General features: G+C 71.1%; 16 protein-coding genes and 1 riboswitch. Of the genes, 6 read left to right on the top strand and 10 right to left on the bottom strand.

Annotated features, from left to right (window positions below; genetic code table 11):
• Nucleotides 1-119: 119 nt before the first annotated feature.
• The 3 genes from EDD92_RS34805 (at nucleotide 120) to sepH (ending at nucleotide 4,086) form a co-directional block, all read left to right on the top strand.
• Complete coding sequence (locus EDD92_RS34805) at nucleotides 120-1,358, top strand: MFS transporter (RefSeq protein ID WP_123967963.1); 1,239 nt, start codon at nucleotides 120-122, stop codon at nucleotides 1,356-1,358.
• Nucleotides 1,318-2,637 (top strand): D-arabinono-1,4-lactone oxidase, encoded by a 1,320-nt coding sequence (locus EDD92_RS34800; RefSeq protein WP_123967962.1) that lies wholly within the window; start codon nucleotides 1,318-1,320, stop codon nucleotides 2,635-2,637. The genes EDD92_RS34805 and EDD92_RS34800 overlap by 41 nt, the downstream gene beginning before the upstream one ends.
• A 402-nt stretch (nucleotides 2,638-3,039) precedes the next feature.
• The gene (gene sepH, locus EDD92_RS34795) at nucleotides 3,040-4,086 is read left to right on the top strand and encodes a septation protein SepH (RefSeq protein ID WP_123967961.1); all 1,047 of its coding nucleotides are present in this window, start codon (nucleotides 3,040-3,042) and stop codon (nucleotides 4,084-4,086) included.
• A 231-nt stretch (nucleotides 4,087-4,317) separates the two neighbouring features.
• On the opposite strand, the gene EDD92_RS34790 is transcribed toward sepH, so the two are convergent.
• Complete coding sequence (locus EDD92_RS34790) at nucleotides 4,318-5,178, bottom strand: sulfurtransferase (protein ID WP_123967960.1); 861 nt, start codon at nucleotides 5,176-5,178, stop codon at nucleotides 4,318-4,320.
• Between the two features lie 275 nt (nucleotides 5,179-5,453).
• Between EDD92_RS34790 and EDD92_RS34785 the strand changes: the two genes are divergently transcribed.
• The gene (locus tag EDD92_RS34785; protein WP_123967959.1) at nucleotides 5,454-6,257 is read left to right on the top strand and encodes a VOC family protein; all 804 of its coding nucleotides are present in this window, start codon (nucleotides 5,454-5,456) and stop codon (nucleotides 6,255-6,257) included.
• A gap of 16 nt (nucleotides 6,258-6,273) precedes the next feature.
• Here the strand turns inward: EDD92_RS34785 and EDD92_RS34780 are convergent, their stop codons facing one another.
• The 4 genes from EDD92_RS34780 to EDD92_RS34765 all read right to left on the bottom strand — a co-directional run bounded on the left by EDD92_RS34780 (nucleotide 6,274) and on the right by EDD92_RS34765 (nucleotide 11,640).
• Nucleotides 6,274-6,921, bottom strand: a complete 648-nt coding sequence (locus EDD92_RS34780) for a thymidine kinase (RefSeq protein ID WP_030939572.1) — start codon at nucleotides 6,919-6,921, stop codon at nucleotides 6,274-6,276.
• Between the two features lie 44 nt (nucleotides 6,922-6,965).
• On the bottom strand, nucleotides 6,966-8,159 hold the full coding sequence (locus EDD92_RS34775) for an alkaline phosphatase family protein (protein WP_123967958.1): 1,194 nt from the start codon (nucleotides 8,157-8,159) through the stop codon (nucleotides 6,966-6,968).
• Nucleotides 8,159-8,746 carry a DUF5998 family protein gene (locus tag EDD92_RS34770; protein ID WP_099931825.1) on the bottom strand — a complete coding sequence of 196 codons (588 nt, stop codon included), beginning with the start codon at nucleotides 8,744-8,746 and terminating at the stop codon, nucleotides 8,159-8,161. The genes EDD92_RS34775 and EDD92_RS34770 overlap by 1 nt, the downstream gene beginning before the upstream one ends.
• A gap of 65 nt (nucleotides 8,747-8,811) precedes the next feature.
• Nucleotides 8,812-11,640, bottom strand: coding sequence for a bifunctional GNAT family N-acetyltransferase/acetate--CoA ligase family protein (locus tag EDD92_RS34765; protein WP_123967957.1), 2,829 nt, complete (start codon nucleotides 11,638-11,640; stop codon nucleotides 8,812-8,814).
• A 209-nt stretch (nucleotides 11,641-11,849) separates the two neighbouring features.
• On the opposite strand from EDD92_RS34765, the gene EDD92_RS34755 reads away from it, so the two are divergent.
• Nucleotides 11,850-12,131, top strand: a complete 282-nt coding sequence (locus tag EDD92_RS34755; RefSeq protein ID WP_030605519.1) for an HPr family phosphocarrier protein — start codon at nucleotides 11,850-11,852, stop codon at nucleotides 12,129-12,131.
• Between the two features lie 139 nt (nucleotides 12,132-12,270).
• On the opposite strand, the gene EDD92_RS34750 is transcribed toward EDD92_RS34755, so the two are convergent.
• The 4 genes from EDD92_RS34750 to EDD92_RS34735 all read right to left on the bottom strand — a co-directional run bounded on the left by EDD92_RS34750 (nucleotide 12,271) and on the right by EDD92_RS34735 (nucleotide 17,083).
• Complete coding sequence (locus EDD92_RS34750) at nucleotides 12,271-12,963, bottom strand: GntR family transcriptional regulator (RefSeq protein ID WP_123967956.1); 693 nt, start codon at nucleotides 12,961-12,963, stop codon at nucleotides 12,271-12,273.
• Between the two features lie 186 nt (nucleotides 12,964-13,149).
• Nucleotides 13,150-13,914: a M23 family metallopeptidase gene (locus EDD92_RS34745; protein WP_123967955.1), complete on the bottom strand. Its 765-nt coding sequence runs from the start codon at nucleotides 13,912-13,914 to the stop codon at nucleotides 13,150-13,152.
• Between the two features lie 12 nt (nucleotides 13,915-13,926).
• A riboswitch (cyclic di-AMP (ydaO/yuaA leader) is annotated at nucleotides 13,927-14,091 on the bottom strand.
• Nucleotides 14,092-14,294: 203 nt separating this feature from the next.
• The gene (locus EDD92_RS34740) at nucleotides 14,295-15,683 is read right to left on the bottom strand and encodes a pitrilysin family protein (protein ID WP_123967954.1); all 1,389 of its coding nucleotides are present in this window, start codon (nucleotides 15,681-15,683) and stop codon (nucleotides 14,295-14,297) included.
• Nucleotides 15,680-17,083 (bottom strand): pitrilysin family protein, encoded by a 1,404-nt coding sequence (locus EDD92_RS34735; protein ID WP_123967953.1) that lies wholly within the window; start codon nucleotides 17,081-17,083, stop codon nucleotides 15,680-15,682. Before EDD92_RS34735 ends, EDD92_RS34740 begins: the two co-directional genes overlap by 4 nt.
• A 321-nt stretch (nucleotides 17,084-17,404) precedes the next feature.
• Between EDD92_RS34735 and EDD92_RS34730 the strand changes: the two genes are divergently transcribed.
• The gene (locus EDD92_RS34730; protein WP_123967952.1) at nucleotides 17,405-19,861 is read left to right on the top strand and encodes a DNA topoisomerase (ATP-hydrolyzing) subunit A; all 2,457 of its coding nucleotides are present in this window, start codon (nucleotides 17,405-17,407) and stop codon (nucleotides 19,859-19,861) included.
• On the opposite strand, the gene EDD92_RS34725 is transcribed toward EDD92_RS34730, so the two are convergent.
• A complete protein-coding gene (locus EDD92_RS34725) occupies nucleotides 19,858-20,922 on the bottom strand; it encodes a GTP-binding protein (protein ID WP_123967951.1) in 1,065 nt (354 codons plus the stop codon). The two genes, EDD92_RS34730 and EDD92_RS34725, sit on opposite strands and share 4 nt — an antisense overlap.
• Nucleotides 20,923-21,013: the final 91 nt, after the last annotated feature.

Here is a 21,013-nt window from a genome sequence, read left to right as displayed (position 1 = left end):
TTCACCGGCCGAATTGCCGGGTGCATTAGGGTGACCTCACTCGTAAGCTGTATCAGCCGCATTCGCACCTTACTGAGCACCAGCCAGCACCTTTCTGAGCCGTAGCCATCGGAGACCCCGTGCCCAGCCCCTACCGCGCCCTGTTCGCCGCCCCCGGCACCAAGGGCTTCTCCGCCGCGGGCCTCCTCGGCCGGATGCCGCTGTCGATGATGGGCATCGGCGTGGTCACGATGGTCTCCCAGCTCACCGGCCGCTACGGGCTCGCAGGCGCCCTCTCGGCGACCATCGCGCTCGCGGCCGCGGCGATCGGACCGCAGATCTCCCGGCTGGTGGACCAGTACGGGCAGCGCAGGGTGCTGCGGCCCGCGACGCTCGTCGCGCTCACCTCGGCGGCCGGCCTGCTGCTCACCGCACACTTCGGGTGGCCGGACTGGCTGCTGTTCGTGTGCGCCGCCGGCATCGGCTCGGTGCCGAGCCTCGGCGCGATGATCCGCGCCCGCTGGGCGGCCCTGTACAGGGGCACTGCGCAGTTGCACACCGCGTACTCCTTCGAGTCGGTGGTGGACGAGGTGTGCTTCATCTTCGGGCCGATCATCTCCATCGGCCTGTCCACGGCCTGGTTCCCGGAGGCGGGGCCGCTGCTCGCGGCCTGCTTCCTGGCGACCGGCGTCTTCTGGCTGACCGCCCAGCGCGCCACCGAGCCCGAGCCGCACCCCCGGGAGAAGCACGGCGGGGGTACGGCGCTACGCGCGCGTGGCCTGCAGGTCCTGGTGGCCACCTTCGTGGCGACCGGGACGATCTTCGGTTCCGTCGACGTGGTCACCGTGGCGTTTGCCGACGAGAGGGGACACAAGGCCGCGGCGAGCATCGTGCTCGCGCTGTACGCGGCGGGTTCCTGCGTGGCGGGGGTCGTCTTCGGGCTGATGCACTTCAAGGGGGCGCCCGGGCGTCGCTGGCTGCTGGGCATATGCGCGATGGCCGTGAGTATGATCCCCCTCCTACTGGTCGGAAACTTGCCGTTTCTGGCCGTGGCGCTCTTCGTCGCGGGTATGTCCGTCGCTCCCACGATGATCACGACGATGTCCCTCATCGAAGAGCACGTACCACGCGCACAGTTGACCGAGGGCATGACCTGGGTGAGCACCGGCCTCGCGGTCGGTGTCGCGCTCGGCTCCTCGGTGGCCGGCTGGGTCATCGACGCGGCCGGCGCGCGTGCCGGGTACGGGGTTCCGGCGGTGTCCGGGGCCGTCGCGGTCGCGGTCGGTTTCCTGGGGTACCGCCGGCTCAGCAGGCCGGCTCCGCGTCGGGGAGGCACCGTTGAGCAGCACGACGAGCGCGAAGAACGGCACGTGGCGTAACTGGGGCGGGAACGTCACGGCCCGTCCCGCGCGGGAGGTCGAGCCGGCCTCCGTGGAGGAACTGTCCGCGGCCGTACGGCAGGCCGCTCAGGACGGGCTGACGGTGAAGGCCGTCGGCACCGGCCACTCCTTCACGTCCATCGCCGCCACCGACGGTGTGTTGATCCGCCCTCAACTGTTGACCGGAATCCGCAAGATTGATCGCGACGCCATGACGGTCACGGTGGAGGCCGGCACCCCGCTCAAGAGGCTCAACATGGCGCTGGCCCGCGAGGGTCTGTCGCTGACCAACATGGGCGACATCATGGAGCAGACGGTCTCCGGCGCCACCAGCACCGGCACCCACGGCACCGGCCGCGATTCGGCCTCGATCGCCGCGCAGATCAAGGGACTTGAGCTGGTCACGGCCGACGGCTCGGTGCTGGCCTGTTCCGAGAAGGAGAACCCTGACGTCTTCGCGGCGGCCCGGATCGGCCTCGGCGCCCTCGGCATCGTCACCGCGATCACCTTCGCCGTGGAGCCGATCTTCCTGCTGACCGCGCGCGAGGAACCGATGCCCTTCGACAGGGTGCTCGCCGAGTTCGACGAACTGTGTACCGAGAACGAGCACTTCGAGTTCTACTGGTTCCCGCACACCGGCTCCACCAACACCAAGCGCAACAACCGCAGCGCGGGCCCCGAGAAGCCGGTGAGTCAGCTCGCGGGCTGGTTCGAGGACGAGTTCCTCTCCAACGGCGTCTTCCAGGTGGCCCAGTGGGTCGGCCGCGCGGCGCCCGCGACCGTCCCGACGATCGCCCAGATCTCCAGCAAGGCCCTCTCCGCCCGCACTTACACCGACATTCCGTACAAGGTCTTCACTTCACCGCGCAGGGTGCGCTTCGTGGAGATGGAATACGCCGTCCGGCGCGAGGCCCTCACCGAGACGCTGCGCGAACTGAAGACGATGGTGGAGCGCTCCGGTCTGCGGATCAGCTTCCCCGTCGAGGTGCGCACGGCCCCCGCCGACGACATCACACTGTCCACGGCATCGGGCCGCGACAGCGCGTACGTCGCCGTCCATATGTTCCGGGGGACGCCTTATCAGGCGTACTTCAGCGCCGCCGAGCGCATCTTCACGGCCCACGAGGGCCGACCGCACTGGGGCAAGGTGCACACGCGGGACGCCGAGTACTTCTCCGGGGTCTATCCGCGCTTCGGCGAGTTCACTGCGCTGCGGGACCGGCTGGATCCGGACCGGCGCTTCCAGAACGACTACCTGCGGCGGGTGTTGGGGCCGTAGCCAATGGTTCCGTTTCTGCCGATTCCGTGAAGTACGCCACGTTCAAGATCCCGGAAACCCCGCAACGGGCGGCCGGGTCCGGTCCGTTGCCAGAAGTTGGACGGCGCGCCAATCCACGCACGTGGCCCGAATGGAGTACTGTTGCGAGCCCTGGGTCCGGTCTCCCGCCAGGGCGTCCGTGACCTTCAAGGACCGCCGGGAGGGGGCTTGTTGCACAGGGTGACGGAGTTGGTCACTTAGCGTTGCGAATAGGTAACCGTGCCATAACGGCGATCCAGGGCCCTGGCCCGACACGCCGGGCAACTCGGCAAGGTTGTGGCAGGCTGCACCCGGGCAGGCCACACTCGACTAGCGGAAGCAGCGACGCACGTGACGTCGGCAGGCACCACCCGGGAGGTCCCCATGCCCGAACTGCGTGTCGTGGCCGTCTCGAATGACGGCACACGGCTGGTGCTCAAGGCTGCCGACGCAACGGAGTACACGCTTCCGATCGACGAGCGGCTGCGCGCCGCCGTCCGCGGCGACCGGCCCCGCCTCGGCCAGATCGAGATCGAGGTGGAGAGCCATCTCCGCCCCCGTGACATCCAGGCGCGTATACGCGCCGGTGCCTCCGCTGAAGAAGTCGCCCAGCTCGCCGGTATCCCCGTCGACCGCGTACGGCGCTTCGAGGGCCCCGTGCTCGCGGAGCGCGCGTTCATGGCCGAGCGGGCCCGCAAGACGCCCGTCCGCAGGCCCGGCGAGAATGCCGGACCCCAGCTCGGCGAGGCCGTCCAGGAGCGGCTGCTGATGCGCGGCGCCGAGAAGGACACCGTGCAGTGGGACTCGTGGCGCCGCGACGACGGCACCTGGGAGGTCCTGCTGGTGTACCTGGTCGCGGGCGAACCGCACTCGGCGAGCTGGACGTACGACCCGCCCCGGCGGCTCGTCCAGGCCGTCGACGAGGAGGCGCGCTCGCTGATCGGCGAGTCCGAGGACCTCGCCGCGCCGGAGCCCAGCTTTCCGTTCGTGCCGCGCATCGCACGGCTGCCGCGCGACCGTCCGCTGGACCGTTCCCTCGACCGGCCGAGCCTGCCTGCGCAGGCCTCCGAGCCCGCCGAGGAGAGCACCGGTGAACGGGACTCGCTGACCAGCCTGCTGGAGGCGGTACCGAGCTTCCGCGGCGATCTGGTGGTGCCGGAGCGTCCTGCGGAGGCCTCGCCTCCGCCGCCACCGCCGGAGGAGCCCGTCACCGCCGAACCCGAGGAGGAGGAGCCCCCGGCCCCCGCGGCCTCGGCTGGTTCCGCCTACGCGGACGTCCTCATGCCCCGCTCCGTCACCAGCCACCGCGACCGCCTCGTCGGCGCCACGGACCGCCAGGCCGAGGCCGACGGTGTCCGCCCGGGCCGCCGCGCGGCGGTCCCCAGCTGGGACGAGATCGTGTTCGGGACGCGGCGAAAGAAGCAGGAGTAGCCGGCCGTACGGCCGCGCAGACGGCTGTACGAGAGTCAGGGGGCCGCGCCGGCAGAGCGCGGCCCCCTGACTCATGCATCTGCGTGGCCTGCGGGCAGTCGTATCGCTTCAGGCAGCGCCCGACCCTGCGTAGCTGCGGGGATTCGTGCCGCGTGGGGCGGCTCCCGGCCCAGGGAAAGGCGGCACCCGGCCGGCGCCGACGAGCGCCCCCGCCCGCACCGCAACCCAGGGCTACTGAGGATCGGCCCCCACAGCGACCGGCCGTGACGGATCCGACGACCACTCCGACCACGAGCCCACGTACAGCGCCGCGTCGATCCCCGCGACCGCCAGCGCCAGCACCTCGTGCGCCCCGGAGACGCCCGAACCGCAGTACACGCCGACCTGTGAACCATCGGCCGCGCCAAGTGCCTTGAACCGCTCGGCGAGTTCCTCCGCGGGCAGGAACCGGCCGTCCGCCCCCACGTTCTCGTTCGTGGGCGCCGACACCGCCCCGGGAATGTGGCCGCCGACCCGGTCGATCGGCTCCACCTCCCCGCGGTACCGCTCCCCCGCCCGCGCGTCGAACAGCACCCCGGCCCGCGCGAGCACCGCCGCGTCGTCGGCGTCCAGTAGCCCCGCACCGCCCGGAACCGGCTCGAAGTCACCCTCCGCCGGCGCAGGGGCCGACGTCTCCAGCGGTCCCTCCCACGACGGCAACCCGCCGTCGAGGACCCGCACGTCCGGGTGACCCGTCCAGCGCAGCAGCCACCATGCACGGGCCGCGGCCCAGCCCTGCCCGCCGTCGTACGCGATCACCGGCGTCCCGGCCGAGACGCCCGCCCGTCGCATCGCGGCGCCGAAGACCTCGAGGTCGGGCAGCGGATGGCGACCGCGTTCGCCGGGCGCGGAGGCCAGCTCCGAGTCCAGGTCGACGTAGACGGCACCGGGGAGGTGCCCGGCCGCGTACTCGGCCCGGCCGTCGAAGGGCGGCTCGCCGGCCGCCTTGGCCACACTGAGCTGCCAGCGGACATCGAGCAGCACGGGCGGGCGCGGCCCCGCCAGGGCGCTCGCGAGTTCGGAAGCGGAGATGATGGCGTTCATGGCCCCCATCCTTGCGCACGGGGTGGCCGCAGCGTCCATGTCCGGCTACTCTGCTCGGCCGGACAGGCCCGATCACGAGGCGTACGGGTTCGGGCACATGCTGTACAGCTGATCGACATCCGTCGGCAATCGCACAGAAACGGACGACAAACCGCACACCGGGCATCCTCTTGGCATGCGGCGCGCCCGGAGCGCGCGGTCGCATCGGTGGTGCGAGCATCTGCACGGAGATCCGGAGTGCGGAAGCGACACGGCGACCGCGAGGGGTCGAGGAGAGAGTGACGATGACGGAGGCACGGGGGTCGGCCGGCCCGAACGGCGAGACGCACGCTCGGCACGCGCCCGGCACGCCCTGCTGGGTGAGCCTGATGGTGCACGGTCTGGCCGCGACCCAGGAGTTCTACGGTGCGCTGTTCGGCTGGGAGTTCCAGCCGGGCCCCCAGCAGCTGGGCCCGTACGCGCGGGCCCTGCTCGACGGCTACGAGGTGGCCGGCATCGGCCAGCTGCCGCCGGACCGCCATCTGCCGATCGCCTGGACGCCCTACCTCGCCTCGGACGACGTGGACCTGACCGCCGAGACGGTGCGGCTGTGCGGCGGCACGATCGGGGTGGGGCCCCTGGACGCCGCCGAGGCCGGCCGTCTCGCGATCGGCTCAGACCCCGCCGGAGCCGTCTTCGGCATCTGGCAGGCGGCCGAGCACCTCGGCACGGCACTCACGGGCGTGCCCGGCACCCCGGCCTGGAACGAGCTGCTGACCTTCGAGTCGGCGAGCGTGGCCAAGTTCTACGAGACGGTCTTCGGCTACGAGGAGGAGCCGGTCGTCTCCGCCGACTTCGACTACGTGAGCCTGCACATCGAGGGCCGCCCGGTCGCCGGCATCCACGGCGTGGGCACCGCCCTGCCGCGCGACCGGGGACCGCACTGGATCACGTACTTCGAAGTCGCCGACACGGACGAAGCCGTCGTCCGCCTCGTGGACCTGGGCGGCCATGTCCTCAAGTCCCCCAGGGACAGCGCTCACGGGCGCGTGGCCACGGTCGCCGACCCCGAGGGCGCCCGCTTCTCGCTGATCGAGAGCCCGCGGTGAGAGCCGGGCAATCCTTCTAGGCCTGCGACACGGGCAGTACGTCCGGGGACAGGGCCGCGGAGCCGGACGTCGTCGCCGTCATACGGCGGCGGTGGTGGCGGCGGCACAGGACTTCGTAGCCGACGGCCTCCGACTGGTTGACGTCGCCGACGACGACCTGCGCGCCCTCGACGACCATGGCGCCGCCTACCGTCCGGGCGTTGTGCGTGGCCCGGGCGCCGCACCAGCACAGGGCCTCCACCTGGAGGACCTCGACACGGTCGGCCAGTTCGACCAGGCGCTGGGAGCCGGGGAACAGCTTGGTGCGGAAGTCGGTCGTGATGCCGAAGGCGTAGACGTCCAGGCCCAGGTCGTCGACCACGCGCGCGAGTTGGTCTATCTGCTGCGGTGCCAGGAACTGCGCCTCGTCAGCGATGACGTAGTCCGCGCGGCCGCCCTGCGAGAGGTGGTCGACGACGTAGGCGTACAGGTCCTGTCCGTCCTCGACCTCCACCGCGTCCGTGACCAGGCCGAGGCGGGAGGAGAGCTTGCCCTCGCCCGCGCGGTCGTCACGGGTGAAGATCATCCCTGCCAGGCCGCGCGCCGAGCGGTTGTGCTCGATCTGCAGAGCCAGCGTCGACTTCCCGCAGTCCATGGTTCCGGAGAAGAACACCAGCTCGGGCATGGCGAGTTGAGCACCTTTCGGTGGAGTGGATCGGAGGGCGGGCGTCAGGAGCGTACTTCGAGCAGGGGGACCAGCTGTTCGGCAGGGGTCATCGAGCCGTGGTTGCCGACCATCGCCGACTCCTTGGGCTCCCGCTCGGAGGCGATGATCAGGACGTCGTCGCGGGCGGCCGCGACCACGTCGCCGATGCGGGCGTACACACGCTCGTCGATGTGCGGTCCGAACCAGCCCGCCGCGATCGCCTCGTCCCGCGAGGCCACCCAGAACTGCTCGCCGAGCACCTCGCGCCAGCAGGTGAGTACGTCGTTCTCCGCGCCCGGCACGGCGTACACGTGCCGCGCTCGGCCCTCGCCGCCCAGCAGCGCGACACCGGCGCGCAGCTCCCAGTCCTCGTCGAAGTCGATGCGGTGCTCTTCGTCGAAGAGGATGTCGACCATTCCGTGGTCGGCGGTGACGTACAGCGCGGTGCGCGGCGGGAGTTGCTCGGCGAGGCGCTGGACGAGGCGGTCGACGTGCATGAGCTGGCCGCGCCAGGTGTCCGACTCGACGCCGTAGCGGTGGCCGGCGCCGTCGAGTTCGGCGTAGTACGTGTAGACCAAGGAACGGTCACCGGCGGCCAGTTGCCGGGCCGCGAGGTCCATGCGGTCCTCGCCGGACAGCCTGCCGTGGAACGTTCCGCCGCTGAGTGCGACCTGGGTCAGCGGGGTGTTCTCGAAGGTCGGCGACGTCACCTGGGCCACGTGCACCCCGGCCCGGTCGGCCAGCTGGAAGACCGTGGGATACGGCTGCCAGGTGCGCGGCGAGGTCCACGGCCGCCAGCGCAGCTGGTTCATCAGCTCGCCGGTCTCCGGGTTGCGCGCGGTGTAGCCGGGCAGGCCGTGCGCGCCGGGCGGCAGGCCGGTGCCGACGGAGGCGAGGGAGGTCGCGGTGGTCGCCGGGTAGCCGGCGGTCAGGGCGCGGCCGGTGCCCCCGCGCGAGGTGCCGAGGAGCGAGGTCAGGAAGGGCGCCTCGTCCGGGTGCGCCTTCAGCTGCTCCCAGCCGAGTCCGTCGATCAGGAACACGCAGTTCCGGTCGGCGGGGGTCAGCTCTGTGATCGCGGCGGCCATGCCCGGCACGGCCATGCCGGCGGCCAGTGTGGGCAGCAGGTCGGCAAGGGAGCCGCTGCCGTACTCGGGCAGTGGTGCGGAGTCGACGGCGAGGGGTTCCGGGTGGGTGTCCCAGGGAGCGGACTGCGACATCAGCGGGTCGTGTCCGCGGTGGCCTCGGAGAGGGACTGGGCGAAGGCGAGCGCCTGGCGCACCGTCTCCGGTCCGTCCCCGGCTTCGCTGACGCGCAGGCTGAGGTCGTCCGCCGTCGAGCTGCCCGTGTACCCGTGGTCGGCGTCGCAGTTGGGGTCGCCGCAAGCGGCGGGCTCGAGGTCGAGGCGGGAGACGGCACCCCAGCCGATGGTGAGGACGACCTCGCGGGGCAGGGTGCCCGGCTGGTACTGCTCCGGGTTGGCCACCACGCGGCTGACCACGACCGAGGAGATCCGGCCGAGTTTCACGGACTCCGTCGAGGTCGTGGCGTACGGCGTCGGGGAGGTGGTGTCCGCGGCCTGCTCGTCGGTGTGGCTGACGATGAAGCGGTTGCCGGTGAGGACGAGCACCGTGACATGCCGCCGCACCTCGTTCGCGTCGAACGTGGTCTCCTGGTGGACCAGGAACGACCGGATGGGCTCGCCGCCCACGGCGGCCTCCACCGCCTCGGCCACGAGGGCCGGGTAGTAGCCGCTGCGCTCGATCGCCGCGCGCAGCCCCTGGGTCGTCGTACTGGTCTTGGCCATGACGTCCATCCTACGGGGGTGCACTGACTGCGAGGCACCGGTCAGCGCTGTCTCCGGGGGACGTCTCAGTAGACGGGAAGGGTGCGCGGCCCGAGGTCGTCGCGGGCCGGCGGCGGCGCGAGGCGGACGGAGGCGCCGAGGACGGTCAGACCACGGGGTGCGACGACGACCGGCTCCAGGGTCACCGCGACGACCTCGGGGTGGTCGTCGACCAGTCTGGACACCCTGAGCAGCAGCTCTTCCAGCGCAGGGGTGTCGACCGGGGTCGAGCCACGCCAGCCGAACAGGAGCGGCGCCGTCCGGATCGACCGGACCAGCGAGGCCGCCTCCCGGTCGGTGACCGGGACCAGCCGGTGCGCCATGTCGCCGAGCAGCTGGGAGGCGGCTCCGGCGAGCCCGAACGACAGGACGGCCCCGGCCGCGGGGTCGATGACGGCCCGTACCACCGTGTCCACGCCGCGTGGTGCCATCCCCTGCACCACCGGCCGCAGCTCCTCCGGCTTCCCGAACAGCTCGGTCAACTCGGCGTAGGCGCGCCGCAGTTGCTCCTCGTCGGCGAGATCCAGTCGTACGCCGCCCAGGTCGGCGCGGTGGCGCAGGTGCGGGGCGGTGGCCTTGAGGGCGACGGGGTAGCCGAGGGTCTCGGCGGCGCGGGCGGCGTCGTCCGGGGTGAACACGGGCACCGCCCTGCGCACCGGGATGCCGTACTGCCCGAGCAGCTCGCAGGTCTCCTCGGTGCCGAGCGTGAGCCCCTGCCCGCGCGCGAGCATCCCGTCGATGAGACGGACGGCTCCCTTCTCGTCGATGTCCTCGAACTCGGGGACCTTGCCGGGGTCGGCGCTGTCTCGGCGCCATTGCGCGTACTTCACGGCTTCACCGAGGGCACGGACGGCGCGCTCGGCAGCGGGGTAGGCGGGGATGAGGCGGGAGCAGGTGGCGGGGGCTGCAGGTTCCTGTGCGCGTACCGGAGGGGGAAGTTGCTGTGAGGGGCGGAGCCGGCGGGTGGCGGTCGCCGCGGTGTCCGGCTGCGGTGCGGTGCTCGTTGCGGCCGACAGGGCCTCCGCGAGCCCGCCGAGCTCCACGTGCACCACCAGCACGGGCTTGCCCGGAACGGACTCGGCGGCCGATCGCAGCGCCTCCGCGAGCTCGGCGTCTCCCGGCGACTCCTCCCCGATCGCCGGGATCGCGGTCACCACCACCGCATCGCATGCGTCGTCCCCGAGGGCCCTCAGCAGCGCCGCGTGGAAGTCCTCCGCCGAGGCCCCGGTGGTCAGGTCCAGTGGCCTGAGCGGCCTGAGCCCCTCGGAGAGGCACGCGTCGTACGTCAGCAGCCCGAGGGACTCGGAGTTCCCCAGGATCGCCACGCGCGGCCCCGCCGGCAGCGGCTGGCGCGCGAGCAGCAGGCCCGCGTCGACCAGCTCCGTGATCGTGTCCACGCGGATCACGCCGGCCTGCCTGAGCAGCGCGGACACCGTCGTGTGCGGCAGCCGTGTGGCCCGTACGGCATGTCCCTGGGGGGCGGAACCGGCACCCTGGACCACGACCAGCGGCTTCGCGGCTGCGGTGCGCCGCGCGAGGCGGGTGAACTTGCGCGGGTTGCCGATGGACTCCAGGTACATGAGGACGACATCGGTGTCCGGGTCGTCGTACCAGTACTGGATGACGTCGTTGCCGGACACGTCCGCGCGGTTGCCGGACGACACGAAGGTAGACACGCCCGTGACTCCGGTGACGCCGCCGCCGCGGCGCTGCAGCCGGGACAGCAGCGCGATGCCGATGGCGCCGGACTGGGCGAACAGGCCGATGCGGCCGGGGCGGGGCATCTCGGGGGCGAGGGAGGCGTTCAGCCGTACCTCGGAGGACGTGTTGATGATCCCGAAGGCGTTCGGCCCGATGATCCGCATGCCGTACGTGCGCGCGTGCCGCACGAGTTCGCGCTGGCGCTCGCGCCCCTCGGGCCCGCTCTCGGCGTACCCGGCGGAGACGACGACGAGTCCCTGCACGCCGTGCTCGCCGCACTCGGTGACGGCCTCGGGGACGTGCTCGGCCGGCACGGCGACGACCGCGAGGTCGACGGGGCCGTCGATGTCGCGGACGGAGCGGTGGGCGGGGACTCCGTCGAGTTCCTTGACGGCTTCGGGGAGCGCCTTGTTCACGGCGTACAGCGACCCGGTGAAGCCGGCGTCACGGATGTTGTCGAGGATGCTGCGGCCCACGCCGCCGGGGCTGCGGCCGGCGCCGACGACGGCGACGGAGCCGGGCGCGAGCAGTCGTCGCACGGACCGCGCCTCGGCACGCTGCTCACGCGCGCGCTGGACGGCGAGGGAGCGGTCGGTGGGTTCGAGGTCGAACTCCAGGCGTACGACGCCGTCCTCGAAGCTGCGCTTCTGGGTGTATCCGGCGTCCGTGAACACCTTGATCATCTTGTTGTTGGCGGGCAGCACCTCGGCGGCGAAGCGGCGAATGCCGCGCTCCCGGGCGACCGCGCCGATGTGTTCGAGGAGGGCGGAGGCGACGCCACGCCCCTGGTGGGCGTCCTGGACGAGGAAGGCGACCTCGGCCTCGTCGGCCGGAGCTGACGCGGGCATGCCGTCGGCACCAATGCGGTCATAGCGTACGGTGGCGATGAACTCGCCGCCGACCGTGGCCGCGAGTCCCACCCGGTCCACAAAGTCGTGGTGCGTGAAGCGGTGGACGTCCTTGGCGGACAGACGAGGGTAGGGCGCGAAGAAGCGGTAGTACTTCGACTCGTCCGAAACCTGCTCGTAGAAGCTGACCAGGCGCTCGGCGTCATCAACGGTGATGGGGCGGATGCGCGCGGTGCCGCCGTCGCGCAGCACCACGTCGGCCTCCCAGTGGGCGGGGTACTCGTGCCGGTCCGGCGAGGTCTGCATGGGCCCCAGAGTACGGCTCGCGTCCGACAACGGCGCGAGGCAGTCTGTGGAGAACACGGCAGTCCGTTGAGAAGAGAACAAGGACGGAAGTCGGGCCGAGGCCGCGGTCCGACTGCCCACCCCGGACGGGACACAGGACCGCTCCGGAGAGGCTTCACGTTGTGGGAAACTGGTCTAGACAACCCTGAGACTCTGAAGGGCAGCATCACATGGCTGAGCGCCGCGTCAACGTCGGCTGGGCCGAGGGCCTCCACGCCCGCCCCGCTTCCATCTTCGTCCGGGCCGCCACGGCCGCAGGTATCCCGGTGACGATCGCCAAGGCCGACGGCAACCCCGTCAACGCGGCCTCCATGCTGGCCGTTCTCGGCCTGGGCGCCCAGGGCGGCGAGGAGATCGTCCTCGCCTCCGAGGCCGAGGGTGCGGACGTCGCCCTCGACCGTCTGGCGAAGCTGGTCTCCGAGGGGCTCGAGGAGCTTCCCGAGACCGTCTGATCACGGCACCACAGAAGGGCTCGTCCGAATTGCCGGGCGAGCCCTTCGCATTTCCCGCACAGGGGCGGTCGAATTTCCGATCACGGGCAGCGGAAATAATGCCCCGCGAATTGTTCCCTCTTTGTATACGGCGCCCGTGTTAATGCCGCAGGCCCGACATGTTTACGGCATGTTGCGAGTTCCTCACACCGTTGGCCCGCTCCGGGCCGCCGAACCGCAGCCGGTGCACCGCGCTCGAGCGCTCGGTGTGCAGTGTCGTGACCGCTCGCGCGCGCTCGCTGTCGCCGCGGGCCACGGCGTCGACGATCGCGCCGTGCTCCGCCCAGGACTCCACGGGGTTGGCGGGTGCCTCCACGGCGTACATCCATGCGATCTTGTGGCGCAGCTGGGTCAGCATCGAGGTCAGCGCGGGGCTGCCGGAGGCCTGGGCGAGCGTCTCGTGGAACCAGCCCCCCAGGGAGCGCAGATCCTCGCTGTTGCCCCTCCTGGCCCGCTCCTGGCCCAGTCTGACCAGGCCGCGCAGGACCTTGAGATGGGCATCGGTGCGCCGCTGGGCGGCCCGGGAGGCCCCGAGCGGTTCCAGGAGCATGCGCATCTCCAGCAGGTCGGCGGCCTCCTGCTCGGTCGGTTCCGCGACGCACGCGCCCGCGTGCCGCCGGGTCACCACGAAGCCCTCGGCCTCCAGGGTGCGCAGCGCCTCGCGCACGGGGACGCGCGAGACGCCGTAGCGGCGCGCGAGGAGTTCCTCGGTGAGCCGGCTGCCGCGCTCGTAGACACCGGCGACGATGTCGTCCCGGATCGCCGTGCACACCGAGTGCGCCGGAATACGCATGACCGACCTCCGACTTAATCCCCGTGAAACGTCGATGATTGACGTGTATCGGTGACTCTATTGCACGGAGCCGGAATTTCCGACGGCGGGCCGGAATCCATGGATATTTTTTGGACAGCGGGGCGACAGAAACACCGAAAGCCCCGGCTCGGGAGCCGGGGCTTCAGTAGATCTTGCGATCCGTCGTCAGACGTTCACGCCGTGCGAACGCAGATAGGCGACGGGGTCGATGTCCGAGCCGTACTCGGAGGTCGTACGGGCCTCGAAGTGCAGGTGCGGTCCGGTGGTGTTGCCGGTGGCGCCGGAGAGGCCTATCTGCTGGCCCGGGGTGACCGTCTGGCCCACCGAGACACCGATGGACGACAGGTGGCCGTACATGGTGTACGTACCGTCGGCCATCTTGATCACTATCTGGTTGCCGTACGCCCCGCCCCAGCCCGCCTCGACGACGGTGCCCGAGCCGACGGCGTGGACGGTCGTGCCGCTCGCGGCGTGGAAGTCGATGCCGGTGTGGCTGCCGGAGGACCACAGAGAACTGCTGGCCTGGTAGCCGGTGGAGACGTACGAGTTGGAGATCGGCGCCACGAACGTGTTGAGGCGCTTGCGCTCGGCCTCGCGGGCGGCGCGCTCCTTGGCCTCGCGCTCCTGCTTGGCCTTCGCGGCGGCCTTCTCGCGTGCCGCCTCCTGGGCCGCCTTCTTGAGCGCGGCCTCCTCGGCGGCCTGCTTCTGGGCGTCGGCCTGCGCGTCGATCTTGTCGGCGATCGTGTCGCCGATGCTGATCACGGGGGTGAGGCCGGTCTGCTCGACGGAGGTGTCGGCGGCGAGCGCGGGGGCTGCCAGGGTGCCGATGACGCCGGTGGTGGCGAGGGCCGCGACCCCGGCGGCGCGGGTGGTGGTGCGGTGCATCCGCGTGGGACGACGGTGCTTCCCGGTGGCGCGCGTGAACGCCATGTAGTGGCTGGTCCTTTCCTTCCCTGTCGCCTACCGGGTTAGCTGACGGGTTCGGAGCAGGAAGGTCTCCTACGGACCCCCTCGCTGCACGCGCGGGCGTCCGATTCACCCCAGGGACTGCGATGGGTCCCCGGCTCCCCTGGCTCGCGCCGTACGGGGACTCGGCGATGACTGTCCGGTGCCGCGGATGCGGCGCGGTGCCTGACGGACAGCCCGGACGACGCTAAGCGGGAGCACTTTCAATCCCCAAACGGATCACGCCTTTTGTAGCGCATGCCACAGGGCAGACAGGCAACCTCTCCCTCAATTCGGACATTGAGGGGCCCTGGTGACGCATCAGTCACCAGGGCCCCTACGCGCGCGTGCCGCTGAGGGTGCCTCTACTCGGCCGCCACGACGGTGACTTCGCCGATCCCGAGCGCCTCGACGGGCTCCTTGATCGCGGCCGCGTCCCCGACGAGAACCGTCACCAGACGGTCCACCGGGAAGGCGTTCACGGCCGCCGCGGTGGCCTCCACGGTGCCGGTCGCGGCGAGCTGCTGGTACAGCGTCGCCTGGTAGTCGTCGGGCAGGTGCTGCTCGACCTGGTCGGCCAGGGTGCTGGCCACGGCCGCCGCGGTCTCGTACTTCAGCGGTGCCACACCGACGAGATTCTGTACGGCGACGTCGCGCTCGGCGTCGGTGAGGCCGCCCTCGGCGAGCGTGCGCAGCACCGTCCACAGGTCCTGCAGCGCCGGGCCGGTGTTCGGGGTGTCGACGGAGCCGCTGATGGCGAGCATCGCGACACCGGAGCCGTCCGGGGCGGACCTGAGGACCTGGCCGAACGCACGCACACCGTAGGTGTAGCCCTTCTCCTCGCGCAGGACGCGGTCCAGGCGGGAGGTGAGGGTGCCGCCGAGGCAGTACGTGCCGAGCACCTGGGCCGGCCACACGCGGTCGTGCCGGTCGGCGCCGACGCGGCCGATGAGCAGCTGCGTCTGGACGGCGCCGGGACGGTCCACGATGATCACGCGCCCGGTGTCGTCGGCGGTCACCGGCGGCACGGGGCGGGGGTCGGCCTTGGAGCCGGTCCAGGCGCCCAGGGTGTCGCCGAGCAGCGCGTCCAGGTCGATGCCGGTGAGGTCGCCGACGACGACGGCGGTGGCCGTAGCGGGCCGGACGTGACGGTCGTAGAAGGCGCGTACGGCCGCCGCGTCGATCTTCTCGACCGTCTCCTCGGTGCCCTGGCGCGGGCGCGACATGCGCGAGGTCGCCGGGAACAGCTCCTTGGAGAGCTCCTTGGCGGCACGGCGCGAGGGGTTGGCCAGCTCGTGCGGGATCTCGTCGAGGCGGTTGCGGACCAGCCGCTCGACCTCGCCGTCGGCGAACGCGGGCGCCCTGAGGGCGTCGGCGAGCAGGCCGAGCGCCTTGGCGAGACGGGAGGCCGGGACCTCGAGGCTCAGACGTACGCCCGGGTGGTCGGCGTGCGCGTCGAGGGTGGCGCCGCAGCGCTCCAGCTCGGCGGCGAAGTCCTCGGCGGAGTGCTTGTCGGTGCCCTCGGAGAAGGCCCGCGCCATGATCGTGGCGACGCCCTCGAAGGCTGCCGGCTCGGCCTCCAGGGGGGCGTCCAGGAGCACCTCGACGGCGACGACCTGCTGGCCGGGGCGGTGGCAGCGCAGGACGGTCAGGCCGTTGCCGAGCGCCCCGCGCTCGGGGGACGGGAACGCCCACGGCTTGGCCTCGCCCGCCCGGGGCTGCGGGTGGAACTGCATCGTGGCGAGCTCGGTCACTTGGCCGCCTCCTCGTTCTGGTCGGTGGCTTCCACCGTGGCTTCGGACTCGGGGTCTTCGGGGAAGTCCTCGTCCTGGGTGTGCTCCGCGGACTCGGGCGAGAGCGGCTCGTAGACGAGCACCGCGCGGTTGTCGGGCCGCAGACGGGCCTTGGCGACCTCCTGAACCTCCTGCGCCGTCACCTCCAGGACGCGCTGGACGGCGGTGAGGGCGAGCTGCGGGTCGCCGAACAGGACGGCGAACCGGCACAGTTCGTCGGCGCGGCCCGCGACCGTGCCGAGCCGGTCCAGCCACTCACGCTCCAACTGGGCCTGGGCGCGCTCCATTTCCTCGGCCGTGGGGCCCTCCGCGGCGAACCGGGCGAGCTCCTCGTCGATGGCGGCCTCGATGACCGGCACCTCGACGTCACCGGAGGTCTTCACGTCCAGCCAGCCCAGGGAGGGCGCTCCGGCCAGCCGCAGCAGGCCGAATCCGGCCGCGACGGCCGTGCGGTCACGCCGTACCAGCCGGTTGTAGAGGCGGGAGGACTCGCCGCCGCCGAGGACGGTCAGCGCCAGGTCGGCGGCGTCCGCCGCGCGCGTGCCGTCCTGCGGCAGCCGGTAGGCCGCCATCAGGGCGCGCGCCGGGACCTCCTCCTCGATGACCTCGCGCAGCTGCTCACCGATGATCTCGGGCAGCGAGCCGTCGCGGGGCTCCGGCTTCCCGTCGTGCGAGGTGATGGACCCGAAGTACTTCTCGATCCAGGCGAGCGTCTGCTCCGGGTCGATGTCGCCGACCACGGAGAGGACGGCGTTGTTGGGCGCGTAGTACGTGCGGAAGAACGCGCGCGCGTCCTCCAGGGTCGCCGCGTCCAGGTCGGCCATCGAGCCGATCGGCGTGTGGTGGTAGGGGTGGCCCTCCGGGTAGGCGAGGGCGGTCAGCCTCTCGAACGCGGTGCCGTACGGCACGTTGTCGTAGCGCTGCCTTCGCTCGTTCTTGACGACGTCCCGCTGGTTCTCCATGGACTCGTCGTCGAGGGCGGCGAGCAGGGAGCCCATACGGTCGGCCTCCAGCCAGAGGGCGAGCTCCAACTGGTGGGCGGGCATGGTCTCGAAGTAGTTGGTGCGCTCGAAGCTGGTGGTGCCGTTGAGTGAGCCGCCGGCGCCCTGCACCAGCTCGAAGTGCCCGTTGCCCTTGACCTGCCCGGAGCCCTGGAACATAAGGTGCTCGAAAAGGTGAGCCAGGCCGGTACGCCCCTTGACTTCGTGGCGCGAGCCGACGTCGTACCAGAGGCACACCGCCGCGACCGGGGTCAGGTGGTCCTCGGAGAGCACCACGCGCAGGCCGTTGGCCAGGCGGTGCTCGGTCGCAGTCAGGCCCCCGGTGCCTGCCTGGTCTGTGGCCGTGTGACCCATGGGCATGTACGTCCCTTCGATCGCGGATGCGGTGGTTCAAAAACCGCGGTTTTCCTGCCGGTCCTGCCACTGTATGCAAGCGTGCGGACGGTCGGCGAAGTTCCCGGGCGACGTACGCCCACAGCGGATCGCGTAGCCTGCGGGCAGTCGCGGCGAGGTTGGCCCCGCGCACCGGCCCGGACCGCCGACACAGGGTCCTGGGCCGCGTTGTCAGTGCCGCGGTCCACAATGGTCCGCGACAGATACCGTTCACGCTTCAGCATGAGCGAGCCGAAGGGGACGTGAGCGACCCGTAGGCGAGCAGCCAGAAAAGAGGAGCCGGCAGCGATGGCCCGCCGCAGCACGAAGACCCCGCCGCCCGACGACTCGTTCGAGGAGCGCATCCTCGACATCGACGTCGTCGACGAGATGCAGGGCTCCTTCCTCGAGTACGCGTACTCGGTCATCTACTCCCGAGCCCTGCCCGACGCCCGCGACGGCCTCAAGCCGGTCCACCGTCGCATCGTCTACCAGATGAACGAGATGGGGCTGCGCCCCGACCGCGGCTATGTGAAGTGCGCGCGCGTGGTCGGCGAGGTCATGGGCAAGCTGCACCCGCACGGCGACGCGTCGATCTACGACGCCCTGGTACGCATGGCCCAGCCGTTCTCCATGCGCGTGCCGCTCGTCGACGGCCACGGCAACTTCGGCTCGCTGGGCAACGACGACCCGCCGGCCGCCATGCGGTACACCGAGTGCCGCCAGGCCCAGGCGACGAGCCTGATGACGGAGTCGATCGACGAGGACACGGTCGACTTCACGCCCAACTACGACGGCCAGGAGCAGGAGCCGGTCGCCCTGCCCGCAGCCTTCCCGAACCTGCTGGTGAACGGCTCGTCGGGCATCGCGGTCGGCATGGCGACGAACATGCCGCCGCACAACCTCGCCGAGGTCATCTCGGCCGCCCGGCACCTGATCCGCTACCCGGGCGCGGACCTCGACACCCTGATGAAGCACGTCCCCGGCCCCGATCTGCCCACCGGCGGCCGCATCGTCGGCCTCGCCGGCATCCGGGACGCGTACGAGACGGGCCGCGGCACCTTCAAGATCCGTGCCACGGTCGAGATCGAGACCGTCACTGCCCGCCGCAAGGGCCTGGTCATCACCGAACTGCCCTTCACGGTCGGCCCGGAGAAGGTGATCGCCAAGATCAAGGACCTGGTCGGCTCCAAGAAGATCCAGGGCATCGCCGACGTCAAGGACCTCACCGACCGCGCGCACGGCCTGCGCCTGGTCATCGAGATCAAGAACGGCTTCGTGCCGGAGGCCGTCCTGGAGCAGCTCTACAAGCTGACGCCGATGGAGGAGTCCTTCGGCATCAACAACGTCGCACTGGTCGACGGCCAGCCGCTCACCCTGGGCCTCAAAGAGCTCCTGGAGGTCTACCTCGACCACCGCTTCGAGGTCGTGCGCCGCCGCAGCGAGTTCCGCCGCACCAAGCGCCGCGACCGGCTGCACCTGGTGGAGGGCCTGCTCACGGCGCTCGTCGACATCGACGAGGTCATCCGTCTGATCCGCTCCAGCGAGAACAGCGCGCAGGCCAAGGAGCGCCTGATGGAGCGCTTCTCCCTGTCGGAGATCCAGACCCAGTACATCCTGGACACCCCGCTGCGCCGTCTGACCAAGTACGACCGCATCGAGCTGGAGTCGGAGAAGGAGAAGCTCAACGCGGAGATCGCGGAGCTGACCCGGATCCTGGAGTCGGACGCGGAGCTGCGCAAGCTGGTCTCCTCCGAACTGGCCGCGGTGGCCAAGAAGTTCGGCACCGAGCGGCGTACGGTCCTGCTGGAGGCCTCGGGCGCCCCGGCGGCCGCCGTACCGCTGCAGGTCGCGGACGACCCGTGCCGGGTGCTGCTCTCCTCCACGGGCCTGCTGGCCCGCACCTCGAACGGCGAGCCCTTCCCGGAGGACGCCGACGCCCGGCGCACCAAGCACGACGTGATCGTGTCGGCGGTCCCGGCGACGGCACGCGGCGAGATCGGCGCGGTGACCTCCTCCGGCCGCCTCCTGCGGATCAACGTCGTCGACCTTCCGCAGCTGCCGGAGACGGTGTCGGCACCGAACCTCTCCGGCGGGGCGCCGCTGTCGGAGTTCCTGTCCCTGGAGGACGACGAGACGGTGGTCTGCCTGACCACGCTGGACGAGTCCTCCCCCGGCCTCGCTCTCGGCACCGCACAGGGCGTCGTCAAGCGTGTGGTCCCCGACTACCCGTCCAACAAGGAGGAGTTGGAGGTCATCACGCTCAAGGACGGCGACCGGATCGTCGGCGCGGTCGAGCTGCGCACCGGTGAGGAGGACCTGGTCTTCATCACGGACGACGCGCAGCTGCTGCGCTACCAGGCCGCGCAGGTCCGTCCCCAGGGCCGTCCGGCGGGCGGTATGGCGGGCATCAAGCTCACCGAGGGCGCGAAGGTCATCTCCTTCACGGCGGTGGACCCGGCGGCCGACGCGGTCGTGTTCACGGTCGCAGGATCGCGCGGCACGCTCGACGACTCGGTCCAGACGACGGCGAAGCTGACCCCGTTCGACCAGTACCCGCGCAAGGGCCGCGCCACCGGCGGGGTGCGCTGCCAGCGGTTCCTGAAGGGCGAGGACTGTCTCTCCCTGGCCTGGGCGGGCACCGTCCCGGCCAAGGCGGCGCAGAAGAACGGCACCCCGGCCGACCTCCCGGAGCTCGACCCGCGCCGCGACGGCTCGGGCGTGTCCCTGGCGAAGACGGTTTCGGTGGTGGCGGGACCGGTCTAGGCCGACGGCTCCACGAGATCCTCTTCCGGCTCCTGTACGTAGCGCAGGACGCCCCACATACCGTGCTCGTCGGCGGTGTGCGGGGCGTCGCTGTTGCACGCCTCGAGTTCCTTGGCGACGGCGGGCGCGTCGATGCCGGAGCCGATGAGAACCAGCTGGGTGAGGCGGGCATCGCCCGGCGCCCAGACCTCCGGGTAGAACCGGAGGAAGCGCCCCACCGCGTGCACGGCGTAGCGGTTGTGGACGTCGTGGGCCCCGAAGTCGACGTACCCCTTGATCCGGTACAGCCCCTCCGGCCTGCTGTCGAGGAACTCCATCAACCGGCGTGGGTCCAGGGGCACTTCGGAGCTGAAGGACAGGCTGTCGTAGGCCGTGTGCAGATGATCGGCGTGGGCGTCCTCGCCGTGTTCGTGCAGGTCGTCGAAGGACAGCTGCCCGATGCGCTCCTCGCTCGGCCTGCAGTCGAAGAGGAACTCGGGATCGATGCGGCCGTAGGTGGCCGGGACGACGGCCGCACGGTCGACGAGGGAGCGGACGAGCCCGAGGACGCCCTCCGCCTCCGGCGCCCGGTCGAGCTTGTTGACGACGACGAGGTCGGCGAGGGCGAGATGCCGGTCGATCTCCGGATGCTTCACGCGCGTGTCGTCGAACTCGGCGGCGTCGACGACCTCGACGAGGCCGCCGTACACGATCCCCGGTTGCTCACTGGCGAGCACCATGCGCACGAGTTCCTGGGGTTCGGCGAGGCCGCTGGCCTCGATCACGATGACGTCGATGCCGGCGGAGGGCCGGGCGAGCCGCTCGAGATACAGGTCGAGCTCGCTGACGTCGACCGCACAGCACAGGCAGCCGTTTCCGAGCGAGACGGTGGAATCGCCGAGCGCCCCGGCCACGGCCATGGCATCGATCTCGATGGAGCCGAAGTCATTGACGACGGCACCGATACGGCTGCCACCGCTGCGGTGGAGGAGGTGATTGAGGAGGGTGGTCTTGCCGGAGCCCAGGAATCCGGCGAGGACGACGACCGGGATCTGCCGGTGGCTGTGGCTCGGCTGACTCAACGTGCGACCTCTCTGACACCGACGCGTGCACCGGATCGCGGTCCCGGCGCACATAGGAGGATTGAATGCCGGACCAGGATACGAGCCGGAA

It is taken from the genome of Streptomyces sp. TLI_185, assembly GCF_003814765.1.
Taxonomy (GTDB): domain Bacteria; phylum Actinomycetota; class Actinomycetes; order Streptomycetales; family Streptomycetaceae; genus Streptomyces.
Note: the sequence above shows the minus strand (reverse complement) of the source record. Positions and strands in the feature narration are given on the sequence as shown.